12 protein-coding genes are annotated in these 12,780 nt (G+C 55.7%); 8 read left to right on the forward strand and 4 right to left on the reverse strand.

What is annotated here, in order from left to right:
• Window positions 1-173 precede the first annotated feature (173 nt).
• Window positions 174-425 (forward strand): hypothetical protein, encoded by a 252-nt coding sequence (locus WMO36_RS07880; RefSeq protein WP_003835954.1) that lies wholly within the window; start codon window positions 174-176, stop codon window positions 423-425.
• A gap of 239 nt (window positions 426-664) precedes the next feature.
• Here WMO36_RS07880 and WMO36_RS07885 read toward each other — a convergent pair whose 3' ends face one another.
• Window positions 665-1,444, reverse strand: coding sequence for a nitroreductase family protein (locus WMO36_RS07885; protein WP_435374784.1), 780 nt, complete (start codon window positions 1,442-1,444; stop codon window positions 665-667).
• 76 nt (window positions 1,445-1,520) lie between these two features.
• A complete protein-coding gene (locus WMO36_RS07890) occupies window positions 1,521-1,901 on the reverse strand; it encodes a DUF4235 domain-containing protein (protein WP_144090136.1) in 381 nt (126 codons plus the stop codon).
• A gap of 129 nt (window positions 1,902-2,030) precedes the next feature.
• Between WMO36_RS07890 and WMO36_RS07895 the strand changes: the two genes are divergently transcribed.
• From WMO36_RS07895 to WMO36_RS07915, 5 genes are all read left to right on the forward strand, one after another.
• Window positions 2,031-2,735 carry a histidine phosphatase family protein gene (locus tag WMO36_RS07895; RefSeq protein ID WP_099571566.1) on the forward strand — a complete coding sequence of 235 codons (705 nt, stop codon included), beginning with the start codon at window positions 2,031-2,033 and terminating at the stop codon, window positions 2,733-2,735.
• A 451-nt stretch (window positions 2,736-3,186) separates the two neighbouring features.
• Window positions 3,187-4,539: an ABC transporter substrate-binding protein gene (locus tag WMO36_RS07900; protein ID WP_302147369.1), complete on the forward strand. Its 1,353-nt coding sequence runs from the start codon at window positions 3,187-3,189 to the stop codon at window positions 4,537-4,539.
• Between the two features lie 360 nt (window positions 4,540-4,899).
• Window positions 4,900-6,660 (forward strand): glycoside hydrolase family 13 protein, encoded by a 1,761-nt coding sequence (locus tag WMO36_RS07905; RefSeq protein WP_349077250.1) that lies wholly within the window; start codon window positions 4,900-4,902, stop codon window positions 6,658-6,660.
• Between the two features lie 72 nt (window positions 6,661-6,732).
• Window positions 6,733-6,972 carry a hypothetical protein gene (locus WMO36_RS07910; protein ID WP_349077251.1) on the forward strand — a complete coding sequence of 80 codons (240 nt, stop codon included), beginning with the start codon at window positions 6,733-6,735 and terminating at the stop codon, window positions 6,970-6,972.
• Entirely contained in the window at window positions 6,969-8,108 is a 1,140-nt protein-coding gene (locus tag WMO36_RS07915) for an ABC transporter substrate-binding protein (protein ID WP_349077252.1), read from the forward strand. The genes WMO36_RS07910 and WMO36_RS07915 overlap by 4 nt, the downstream gene beginning before the upstream one ends.
• A 160-nt stretch (window positions 8,109-8,268) precedes the next feature.
• Here the strand turns inward: WMO36_RS07915 and WMO36_RS07920 are convergent, their stop codons facing one another.
• Window positions 8,269-9,324, reverse strand: coding sequence for a LacI family DNA-binding transcriptional regulator (locus tag WMO36_RS07920; protein ID WP_271725072.1), 1,056 nt, complete (start codon window positions 9,322-9,324; stop codon window positions 8,269-8,271).
• A 258-nt stretch (window positions 9,325-9,582) separates the two neighbouring features.
• The gene (locus WMO36_RS07925) at window positions 9,583-10,593 is read right to left on the reverse strand and encodes a LacI family DNA-binding transcriptional regulator (RefSeq protein ID WP_033501762.1); all 1,011 of its coding nucleotides are present in this window, start codon (window positions 10,591-10,593) and stop codon (window positions 9,583-9,585) included.
• 339 nt (window positions 10,594-10,932) lie between these two features.
• Between WMO36_RS07925 and WMO36_RS07930 the strand changes: the two genes are divergently transcribed.
• Window positions 10,933-11,787: a carbohydrate ABC transporter permease gene (locus WMO36_RS07930; RefSeq protein WP_080789705.1), complete on the forward strand. Its 855-nt coding sequence runs from the start codon at window positions 10,933-10,935 to the stop codon at window positions 11,785-11,787.
• Window positions 11,784-12,626, forward strand: a complete 843-nt coding sequence (locus tag WMO36_RS07935) for a carbohydrate ABC transporter permease (RefSeq protein WP_099571562.1) — start codon at window positions 11,784-11,786, stop codon at window positions 12,624-12,626. The genes WMO36_RS07930 and WMO36_RS07935 overlap by 4 nt, the downstream gene beginning before the upstream one ends.
• Window positions 12,627-12,780 lie beyond the last annotated feature (154 nt).

Below are 12,780 nucleotides of genomic sequence, written 5' to 3' on the forward strand. Positions count from 1 at the left end.
TGAGGATCCCCGGTGGAGCTTGGCTCCCGGGGATCTTTTCGTATCCGTGGGGTTACGGGCCTTCCCGGCGGGAGGATCGTTCTGGCCACTGAAAGTTCCAGTACGCCGACAGATCTCAGGAATGTTAAGGGACCTTCTTGCGCTTATCCGATGGTTGAATAGACTGAAGAACTATGCATTATTTCGTACCCAAACGCTGTGTCGAATCGAACAAAATCATGTATCACGACAAAGCAACAGCTCAGCAGGCCGCTGACCAAAGTTGGCGTGAACGTGGCACCGAACTTTGGGTATATCGGTGCGAATTCTGCGGAACCTGGCATCTCACGCATCGCGATCCACAATCCAGCTATACGTACGTTCCATTTAATCAGCAGATTAAACCGCATTCCCGCAAAAAAGGCTACAAACCACGTCGTAAGTAGCCGTACCGTCCTAATCTTTCCACCGACTGGAGGTTTATGGACGTTTAGAGGTCTGTAGGCGGGGGTTTCTTCCAGCGACTGGAGGAATCACCCCGCTCGCATGCTTCCTAGCGTCCCGATTTTTCCAGTGAGTGGGATTTTGGGACTCCCAGAGACTGTGAGCGGGGTGATTGTTCCACTGACTGGAAGTTTTGCTCGGGCGGAGCGCATGGGGGCAGTTCGTCGAAGCCGTAGTTTCGTTAGCGCTCGAGGCGGAAGCCTTGGTGCTTGGCGTTTGGAGCTACGGCCTTGCTGGTCACACCGGAATCGACCGCATTCGACGCAATCTGATCGCTGAACGTATCAACCGGGCGCTCGGTATTGCGCAAATCGTAATACCGATGCACTTCCTCGTCGAAATCCTGCAAACCAGCAAGTAACGTCTCATTGCTCGACGGATACTCATTCTCAAAGAACTGCATGGAACGCGGCATACGCGGCTTGAGTGCAGGATCCTGATCGGGCTTGCCGATCGCAAGTCCCAGCACAGGGTACGTGTATTCCGGAAGATTCAGCAGATCAATCAAAGCCGGAACATCGTTAAGCAGCGAGCCGAGAATCACGCAACCAAGACCGAGCGAATAAGCGGCAGTCTCCATCGCATGAAGCGCCAAAACTGCGTCATTCTGCGCCTGAGTGTAACGATAGCTGCCATTCAACGTAAACTCGTCGGAAGCGGTCTCAACGCCCTTGGAAGCTGCGATGGCCGCATTGCGATGTTCGTCAAGCACAAACACGTACAGCAGCGGCGCGGTCGCAATATATGGTTGCCCGCCGATTTCAGCAAGACGCTTCTTTGCGGCCGGATCGGTAATGCGGATTGCCGACCAGTCGTTTAGGAATTGGCTGCTTGCGGCATGCTGAGCCACGGTTTCGAGTGTTTCGACGATATCGTCGCTCAGTGGCTTCGGCTTGAATTTACGGATTGAACGACGCTCCAGTAGAGTGTCAACGGTTGCATTATGCAGAATATTGCTCATGTTGCCTATTTTTATCCTATCCGCGTAATTGCGCAAGCAATTTCGCCCACAAGCGCACCTCTTTCCAATCGCAGTTTCAGTGGATTTCGCGTGCTTGCCGTGAGTGTCGGCGGTTGACCAGCGCTTGCGATCCGTGGTCGAAAAGCTGCGATACCAGTGCACCGAAACCAGCGGAAACTACGCCGAATACGAGATTCAGCGCCAGTTCCTTGCGTTTGTCGGTGGTGCCGTCCGGTAATACGGCTTTGTGGCCAACCGACTTGTGCCATGCCAGTTCGAACAGTTTGCCGAACACGAGTCCGGCCAGCGCGGGGGCGGCCGCCTTGAATATCTTGTCGCAAAGATCGTCGGGATCGTTGATTCGCTGTTCGCGCAAGGCGTTCACCTTCTCGTCGACGTTGTGCAGTGACGCTACGATGCGGTCTGCGTTGGATTCCAAGTCAGGCATTTCACTCATGGTTTCCAGTGTAGACCGTGCAGTCGGATTTCGGTTGGATTTCGCTGGATCGTGCGTGCGTTGCGAAGCGCTTAAGACACATGGTGAAAGATTGCTGGTGAAACGCTTTCCGTCGGTTAGAGTAGGAGTATGACAGATATTCAAGTTGGAAGCGAGGATGCTTCTTCAATCGTGCCCGGCCGCCTGGTGCTGTTGCGTCATGGCCAGACTGTGTGGAGCGAATCGGGCCAGCATACTGGCCGAACCAATATTCCGTTGACCGATACCGGTTGCGAGCAGGCCCGTGCGGCGGGCGAGCGTCTTCGTGAGGCGTTTCCAAAAGGGTTTGATCCGGACTGCATGTTCGCAAGCCCTCTGCGCCGCGCCCAGCAGACCGCGCAACTGGCCGGTTATGGCGATTTCAAAGTGCTTGACGAGATTGCGGAATGGGATTACGGCCGTGCCGAAGGGCGTACACGCCAGGAGGTGAGCGAGGCCGGCGGCTTCCAATGGGATGTATGGCGTGACGGTCCGCGTTCCCTCCCCGAATCATTGGAGGGCGACTGGGTTGAGACGTTGCCAAGCGGCGAGCAGGTTCCGGTGCACAATGGCCCTGGCGAGACGGTTGAGGAGGCTGCCGCACGCACCTGCGATGCGATCGACGTGGTGATGCCGCTGCTCAATGCCGGTCATGACGTGCTGTTGGTGGCACACGCGCATGTGTTGCGCATTCTCACCTCGCAGTGGCTGGGCGTCGATCCGCATTTCGCGCGTTTGCTGCGTCTCGACACCGCACATTATTGCGTGCTGAGCCAATATAAGGGAGACAACGTTATCGAGCATTGGAATTGCTAGGCATGCTGCGCTGGACTGAACGTCGGTAACGGGAAGGTTTTCGCATTTCACCAACATTTGGACCGTTTTTTGGGCTGATATTTGGCTGCGTCGCCTGAAGACACCTGGCTTACGGCACCTGAAGCTGACTGTTGCGAACGTCGGTAGTTTGGCATTGTTTACAAACTGCCGACGTTTTTTGTTGCCGCAATTTGTCAAGTTTGCGATCTACTGCGTTTTTTGCCGTGCGAAATGGAGGGTGTGTCGCAAACGGTTTCATAAAGATAGTGTGATGAAAACCCTTGAAAATAAAGGATTTTGAGAAAAACTTGCGATTGTAGAATCGCCCTAAAAAAGGCTTTTTCTGCTTACGTTTGCAAAAATGGGGGAAATGCGGCACAATAGTGCATGTCAGGAATCGTGAGGAAGCGATTTCACAGGATGTTTTCCAGCGGGGTGCTGGGAAACAGGAATGGAAGAGAAAGGTTCGCTGATGAATCGTACTATCAAGGCAGCAGTTGGAATGGTCGCCATTGCGGCGATGTCCGTAGGCACGTTGGGCGCTTGCGGATCGAGCTCCAGCTCCAGCTCCAACGATGGCAAGGGCAAGGTCTATTACCTGAACTTCAAGCCGGAATCCAACGACGAATGGCAGAAGCTGGCCAAGGATTACACCAAGGAAACCGGTGTCGAGGTCAAGGTCCGGACCGCTGCTTCCGGCACCTACGAGCAGACCCTGAAGTCCGAGATCGCCAAGTCCGAAGCCCCGACCCTGTTCCAGGTCAACGGTCCGGTCGGCTATCAGAACTGGAAGTCCTACACTGATGACATGACGGACACTGAGCCGTACAAGCAGCTCATCAACAAGGACGTCGCCCTCAAGGATGGGGACAAGGTCGTTGGCGTTCCGTACGCTATGGAAACCTATGGCCTGATTTACAACAAGGATCTGCTGGCCAAGTACATCGCTACCGATGGCGCCAAGATCAAGGACGTCAAGGATATCGACAATTTCGATACCTTGAAGGCCGTGGCTGATGACATCCAGGCCAAGAAGGACCAGCTCGGAGTCAAGGGCGCATTCACTTCCGCTGGTTTCGATTCCAGCTCCGATTGGCGTTTTAAGACCCATCTGGCCAACCTGCCGCTGTACTACGAGTTCAAGGATGATAACGTCACCAAGCAGCCGGAGACTGTCAAGGGTACCTATCTGCCGGAGTATAAGAACATCTTCGACCTGTACCTGAAGGATTCCACCACCGAGCCGACCCAGCTGAGCTCCAAGACCGGTGATGACGCCACCTCCGAGTTCTCCCTCGGTGAGGCCGTGTTCTATCAGAACGGCACTTGGGCATGGACCGATCTGCAGAAGAACGGCATGAAGGCCGAGTCCATCGGCATGATCCCGATCTATACCGGTGCCAAGGGCGAGGAGAATCAGGGTCTGGCCACTGGCTCCGAAAACTACTGGTGCATTAACTCCAAGGCTTCCGATGCTGACAAGAAGGCCACCAAGGACTTCCTGAAGTGGGTTGTCACCAGCAAGACCGGCATCGATTCCCTGTCCAGCGCCATGGGCTTCACCACTCCGTTCAAGTCCTTCAGCGATGTCAAGTCCGACAATCCGCTGGTGCAGGCCGCTGTTGAAGATCAGAACTCTGACAAGACCGCAGTCTCTTGGAACTTCACCATGATGCCGTCCGAAGAGTGGAAGAACAAGCTTGGTTCCGCCCTCCTTGAGTACGCTCAGGGCACCGGAGATTGGAATGCTGTCAAGACCGCATTCGTGGACGGTTGGAAGACCGAATACGACGCGGCTCACTGATCGCATCGAAAAACCAATCAAAATCGCGCATGACGAATCGGTCCGCGCATCGCGTAGCGCGGACCGCTGGAAATACCATCAGCGCGCGATCAATCGAATAACTTCATAACTGAATAATTGAATAAACGACGAGCTGCAATCAGGAGTCTTCTTTCCTCTCCTGATTGCAGCTCCTTTTTTGTGCGCGGCGATGTATGGCTGTAGGACACGCCGTGTGTTGGAGGATTGCATTGCATTAATGAAAGCGCTATCATTTTAATTACAGACAGAGAAGAAATCAATATAGGATTGTTTTTATCTGTAGTTTGAAGAAATGTAACCGCTATCATTTTGCGACGATGCGAACGAAAGTGAAAAACAATGATGCAACAAGGAATTGATACTACCGATCCGGCGTTGTGGTGGAAGCAGGCCGTGGTGTACCAAGTGTATCCGCGTTCCTTCAAGGATTCCCGCGGTTCGGGCTTGGGCAGCATTGCAGGCGTCACCGAGAAGATCGACTACCTCGCCGAACTCGGTGTGGACGCCATCTGGCTGAGCCCGTTCTACCCGTCCCAGCTCGCCGACGGCGGCTACGACGTGGACGACTACCGCAATGTCGACCCGAAGCTCGGCACCATGGACGACTTCGACGAGCTCGCCAAGGCCGCCCACGAGCGAAACATCAAGGTCGTGGTCGACATTGTGCCGAACCACAGCTCCAACCTGCACGAATGGTTCAAGGCCGCCCTTGCCGCCGCCCCAGGCTCCCCGGAGCGCGACCGCTACATCTTCCGCGACGGCAAGGGGCCGAACGGCGACCAGCCGCCGACTGACTGGATCGCAAGCTTCGGTGGTCCTGCGTGGACGCGCGTGCCCGACGGCCAGTGGTACCTGCACATGTTCACCAAGGAGCAGCCCGACTGGAACTGGAAGAACCCCGAGGTGCGTGCCGACTTCATCAAGACGCTGCGTTTCTGGCTCGACCATGGTGCGGACGGCTTCCGCGTGGACGTGGCGCACGGCCTCGCCAAGGACCTCGACCGCGACAATCTTGAAAGCTATAAGGTCTGCGAGCATCTGCTTCCCTCGGATGGGTCACACCCGTTGTATGACCGTGATGAGGTGCACGACATCTACCGCGAGTGGCGCAAGGTGTTCAACGAGTACAATCCGCCGGCATTCGCTGTGGCCGAAGCGTGGGTCAATCCGGATCGCCAGCATCTGTACGCATCGACCGAAGAGCTCGGGCAGGTGTTCAACTTCGAGTTCGCCAAAAAGGATTGGGTCCGCGATGACATGCATCTGGCCATCGAGGAAGGCTTGGAAAGCGCGGAACGTTCCGGTTCCTCGGCAACCTGGGTGATGAGCAACCACGACGTGCCCCGCCACGCTAGCCGTTATGGATTGCCGCAGGTTCCAGCCTTGTCGCACCATCAGTTGGCCAAGGATTGGCTGCTGCGCGACGGCACCACCTATGAGGAGAACCGCGAACTGGGCGCCAAGCGCGCTCGTGCCGCGATTCTTATGGAACTTGCCTTGCCTGGATCCACCTACATCTACCAGGGAGAAGAACTGGGATTGCCGGAAGTCGCGGATATTCCCTGGGATGAGCTAGAGGATCCCACCGCGTTCAACAGCGTGCGCGGGCAAATCGAAAAAGGCCGTGACGGCTGCCGTGTGCCGCTGCCTTGGGTCGCTGCCGATGCGCCGAAGCTCGATAATCCCGATGACGAATTCGGCCATGGTGGCTCTTTCGGTTTCTCTCCTGCGGGCGCCGAGCATGATCCGCACCTTCCACAGCCGAAGTGGTACAAGGATTTCGCCGTCGACGTGGAGGACGCCGACCCGGATTCCATGCTGAACCTGTATCGCAAGGCGCTGTCGTTGAGGCATAACCTGATGCCGCAGGACACCGTGCTGCAGTGGCTGGACGAGGACCGCCCCTCCGATATGCGTGACGGCGCGGATGGGCAGCGTGGTGGAGTCATTGCCTACCGTCGTTCCAATGGCTGGGCGAACATCACCAATTTCAGCGAACGTCCAGCCGAACTGCCGCAAGGCGAAGTCATCCTCGTATCGGGCGAACTCACTGCGGACGGGCGTTTGCCGCAGGACACCACCGCTTGGCTCCAGCTATAACGCGGCGACCAGAGGCGCTACCAATACCAGCACACGTAAGAATAACAACAAATCCAACGAAGGAGATAAGCAATGAAGCAGGGAGTCATCACCAGAACGTGCGCGGTCGCCGCGGCGTTGGCCATGGGCGTATCGTTGGCGGCTTGCGGCGGCGGCAGCAGCGCCGATTCCGACAAGGGCCATGTGTATTTCATGAACAACAAGGCGGAAGTCGTGGACCAATACAAGCAGCTCGCCGAAATGTATACCGAAAAACCGGTGTGCAGGTGGACGTGCAGACCGGTGCGTCCAACACATACGATGCGACCATGAGCTCGGAACTGGCCAAATCCAACGCGCCGACCATGTTCAACATCTCCGGTTTCGACCAGTTCGCAAAATATCAGAAGTATTGCGAGCCATTGCAGGACACCGAAGTGTACAAACTGCTCACCGATGACGGCAAGGACTACTCCTACACCATTGATGGCGATTCGTTCACGCTGCCATACGCGGCTGAATGGTACGGCATCATCTACAACAAGAAGATCATCAACGATTACGCCAGCAAGAATTACGCGGTAATCAAGAGCGCCGACGACATCAAGGATTACAAGACGCTCAAGGCCGTGGCCGAGTCCATCAACGAGCACAAGGACGATCTCGGCGTTGACGGCGCGTTCGCGACGCCAGGTCTGGATGCCTCCGACACATACCGTTTCGCCGCGCATATGGGGCGCATCCCGCTGTACTACGAATACAAGGATATGAACACCACGTTCTCCAAGACCATCAAGGGCACCTACTTGGATAACTACAAGGATCTGTTCGATCTCGAGCTGGAGACCAGCCCGACCGATCCGAGCCTGGTCAGCTCGAAGACGTACGACGACGTCACTTCCGAATTCGCGCTTGGCCAAGTGGCGTTCTACCCGAACGGCGTCTGGGCTTACACGCAGATCAAGGGTAACGAGGTGGCGGATGACGATCTTGGCATGCTGCCGTATTACATGGGCATCAAGGGTGAGGAAGAGACCGGTCCTGCGGGCGTGTATGACGCCAGCTGGGCGGTAAACAAGAACGCTTCCGACAAAGACAAGCAGGCCACGCTCGACTTCATCAAGTGGATGGTCACCGATGACGAGGCCAAGAAGATCCTCTCCCAGGATATGGGCTTCTCAGTGCCGTTCACCACATTCGATGGCGATGAGTTCCAGCCGGATAATCCGCTGACTAAGATCGCTCGCTCCTACGCTGCCGACGGCAAGACCGAGGTACGCAGCTTCACCGTTCCGGATCAGCAGTGGCAGGACGACGTCGCTGCGGCGCTTATCGAATACGCGCAGGGCACCGGCGATTGGAGCAAGGTGAAGAGCGCCTACGTCGACGGCTGGGCCACCGAATGGAACAACAACGAGGAATCGTTGGGATCCGTTCCTCAAGCGCAGAAATTCGATCAGCAGGGGTGAGATCGCACCGCTGATTGAAGCCCTGCAAGGCTTGCGATGAAAAGAGCGGCCTGTGTGCATGATTTGGTTCATGCATACAGGCCGCTTTCGTGTTTTGGCGGCTTTACGTTTTTCCGCTGCCTCTCGATTTATTCAGCTGCCGTCGATTTATGACGCCGATTTATTCCGACGTCGCCGTCCCGCTGTCAATGCGGCTTGTAGTGTTGCGCAACACCAGCAAAGGATCCTGCAGTTCATGCGGATGTTCAAGAGGTTCGTTACGTAGGAGCTGCAGCACCTTTCTACCGGCTATGCGCCCTAGCTCGATTGGCTCCTGACGGATGGTGGAAAGGTCTGCGGCCTGCGCGATTTCGGCGTCGTCAAAGCCGAGCACCGAAATGTCTTCCGGCACATTCAGCTGCTGTTTGCGTAGTTCCTTGACCAGTGCGATGGCGACCTGGTCGGTTTCCACGCAGACGGCGGTGGGGCGTTCCGGAAGTGACAGCAGTTTCGCGGTCAGTTGTGAGGCGAGGTCGGATTTGCTCAGCGGCGCATCGTGCGCGTCGGCCGTGAGCAGGCTGAACATGATTCCATCGGTGGCGTTGGCCTGTGCGGCATCCGCGAACGCCTGGGTGCGTTGGCTGGTGTTGTAAATCATGTCGGCCGGAATGTAGTCGCTGCAGAACGCGATATTGGTATGCCCTAAGGAACGCAGCAGTCGTACGGCCATGGTCATCGCACTGTAGTTGTCGATGCTGATGGAGGCGTCGAAATAGCCTGATTCCGCAGGGACATTGACGCCTACCGTTGGCAGGTCGATGGCTTGGAGCTGCTCCCGCATGGCGGGCATGAGCTGGAATGAGGAGATGATGATGGCGTCCGAGTTGCGGCTTTTTGGCAGCTGGGAGAAGAACCGGTCCAGTTCGCTGCGGTCGGTGATGAAGGCCGGTGTGACGTCATAGCCGAACGGCGCGAGCTCCTCGTAGACTCCTTGGAGCACTCCGGAATTGAACCACTCGTTGAGTTTGCCCGAAACCAAGAGGATGACACGCATGGTTTTTCCGGATGCCAGGGCGGAAGCGCTTTTGGATAGCGTGAAATTGAGCTGATCCGCTGCCTGCCGAACTTTGTTGCGGGTTGCTTCTGTGACGTTGGTCGCGCCACGGAGTGCTCGGGAAACGGTGGCTTGCGACACTCCTGCCAATTGGGCCACGTTGGCGATGGTCGGTTTGGCCATGTGTCTCCTTCGATGAAAATGATTAACGCTTCCATGATACTAAAAGCCCTGATTTGCGACGAAAACACGCTGTAGATTGGTGAATTTGTACAACAGAAATGAAAGCGCTATCATTTACAATAGTCGAAAAACGAATATAAAGATTCGATTACAAGATAGCGTAAAGCAACGGTAGCCTGTAAGCGCTGTCACGAAGTGGTGAAGTTCAACATGGCAGCAAAAAACAGACGCTATGCGAACGGTGCTCGTTCGGAACGTTTAGCGATGCAGATGAGCCGTAGTGGAACGTACGATCAGCTGTGCCGGGAACGTTTTGAACGGCTGCTCCAGCGGGCGTCCCTCAATCAGGTCGAGCGTCATGCGGGCCGCTTCCTGCGCCATTTCGATGGGCTTCTGGCGCACGGTGGTCAGTCCGAGATCACGTGCGTAGATGCTATCGTCGTAACCGATGATGGAAACGTCGTTCGGCACGGTGAATCCATTGCGTTCCAGCTGGAACAGCAGCGGCACGGCGATGCCGTCTTCCTGGCAGGCGATCGCGGTCGGCATGTGGTCGAGGCTGAGCAGCTGCGTCACGACTTTGCTGATGTTGTTCTTGCTCTCGTCGGTAACGAGCACGCGCGGCGTGACGCCGTTCTCTTTGCAGCGGGCCATGAACGATTCGAAACGCCCCTGTACGCTGAAGTGGAGCGTTACGTCGCGATTGGTGCGAATGTAGGCGATGTCGCGGTGGCCGAGAGCCATGAGATGGCGTGCGGCAAGCTCGGATCCCTGCTTGTCGTCGATGCGCACGGCCGCGCTGAAGCCGCGCTCTTCCGGCAGGCTCGAGTTGATGCCGATGATCGGCACATTGACGGACCTGAGCTGCTCGATCTCATTGGCGTCGATGTCGAAGGAAATGACGATCACCGCGTCGACATTGCGGCGCACCGGCAGCATGTCGAAGAATTCGCGGCGCTCCTCGGTGCTCGACATCTGGTAGATGGAGATGTCGTAGCCTTCATCATGGAATATCTCGTTGAGTCCTTCGATGATGGATGAGCTGAACCACAGGTTGAGCCTTCCGGAAACCAGTACTGCAATGCGTAGCGCGCGGCCGGTTTTCAACGCGGCTGCGGAGCGTGAGATGGAGAAGTTCAGCTCGTCGGCTGCTTTCATCACCTTGTCTCGGGTGGCTTTCGACACGAGGTCGGGGCGTGTGAACGAACGCGAAACCGTCGAGATGGACACGTGCGCAAGCTGCGCTACATCTTGAATACTGCTTTTCATTTTTTCCCTTGTAACTGCGTACGTTCCAGCATACTGTATTGCAACACGTTTGCAATACATGCATTACAAACGTTTTCATCATAGCAGGAAAAGTGTAAAAGTGTTTGATATGACAACAATTTTAGAGGGTCACAAAATATGACAACGTTGGTAAAATCACGTCTTGAGACATGCGAAAATGACAACGTTTGACATCTTGTGTCATGCCGTTTATCATGACGAATGTAAGCACCGGAAAGGTGGAGAACAGAGCAGTGATCCGCTGATTCGGTTAAAAATGCAAGATTCCGCACCGCGTTGACGCGGTGCGGAATGGAGAAGGAAGAAAGCAGGCAGGCTATGATCAGCATGGCTGGCAAGGCGATACGCAAATGGTGGGCGCTGTTCGCGCTACCGACGTTCGCCGCATTCATTATTGGATTTGTCGTTCCATTCATCATGGGCGTCTATCTGAGCTTTTGCAAGTTCACTACGGTTACCGACGCCGAGTTTGTAGGGCTTAAGAACTACACCCGTGCACTGCAGGATAAGGAATTCCTGCATGCGCTGGGCTTCTCTACGTTGCTGACTATCGTTACCACGATTGTGATCAACGTGGTCGCGTTCTCCATCGCGTACATGCTTACCAAGGCGATCAAGGGATCGAACATTTTCCGTTCGGTGTTCTTCATGCCGAACCTGATTGGTGGCATCATTCTGGGCTACATTTGGATGCTGCTGCTCAACGGCATTCTCGCGCACTGGGCGCGCTCGCTGACCTATAGCGCAACGTACGGCTTCTGGGGTCTGGTCGTGCTGGTGTGCTGGCAGCAGATCGGCTACATGATGATCATCTACATCGCCGGCATGCAGTCGCTGCCGACCGACGTGCTCGAAGCGGCTTCCGTGGATGGCGCAAATGGCACGCAGACCATGTTCAAGATCATCATTCCGCTGATGATGCCGTCAATCACCGTGTGCTCGTTCCTGTGCGTTACCAACGGCTTCAAGCTCTATGACCAGAACCTCGCATTGACGAACGGCGCTCCGTCGAACATGTCTGAAGGCCTGGCGATGAACATCACCCGCACCTTCTATGGACGCGTCGGCTGGGAAGGCGTTGGACAGGCCAAGGCAGTGCTGTTCTTCGTGCTTGTCGCGATTGTTGCGCTGATTCAGAATAAGCTGACGACTTCCAAGGAGGTGGAAGCATGATTTCCGGAGAAAAGGTCAAGCACGGCGGATTGTGGACCGTACTGTTTTCCTTGGTGTCGCTGGCATGGGTTTTCCCGATCGTGCTGGTGATCATCAACTCCTTCAAGCAGAAGGCGTACATTTCGCGTAACGCGTTCTCCATTCCGACCGGCAAGGCGTTCGTTGGATTGGAAAACTATACCCGTGGCATTGAAACCACGGATTTCTTCGCCAGCTTCGGCTGGACCCTGCTGATCACGGTCGGTTCGGTGATTTTGATCCTGGTGTGCACCTCGATGTGCGCATGGTGGATCGTGCGTGTGAACAATTGGGCTGCGAAGCTGCTGTACACGTTGTTCCTGTTCAACATGATCGTGCCGTTCCAGATGGTGATGTTCACGCTTTCGAAGCTTGCCGACATGCTGAAGCTCAATACTCCGTGGGGCTTGTGCATTGTGTATTTGGGATTCGGTGCAGGCCTGGCCGTGTTCATCTTCACCGGTGTGATCAAGGGCATTCCGCAGTCGTTGGAAGAGTCCGCGATGATTGATGGCGCTTCCGTGCCCCGCATTTTCTTCCAGATTGTGGTGCCGATCATGAAGCCGTCGATCGTGTCTGTTGCGATTCTGCAGGCGATGTGGATTTGGAACGACTACCTGCTGCCGTACCTGACGCTCGACTTGGGCAAGTACAAGACCATTTCCGTGGCCATCCAGTACCTCAAGGGCGGTTACGGTTCCGTTGATATGGGTGCCATGATGGCCTGCCTGGTGATGGCCATCATCCCGATCATCGTCTTCTACCTCATCTGCCAGAAGCACATCGTCAAGGGTGTAATGGCTGGTGCAGTCAAGGGATGATCGAAGATCATCCCTTGTGGGACAGCGCAGTGCGCTGTCCCAAGGCTCCAGCCTGAGCGAGGCCGACAGGCCTCGCGAAGGTAGCATTGAGCCCGGCCGAAGGCCGGTCCTTAATTGCAGGTCCGAAGGCGGAGCCGTCAAGGATGATTCTTCG

Source organism: Bifidobacterium hominis (assembly GCF_040095915.1).
Lineage (GTDB): Bacteria > Actinomycetota > Actinomycetes > Actinomycetales > Bifidobacteriaceae > Bifidobacterium > Bifidobacterium hominis.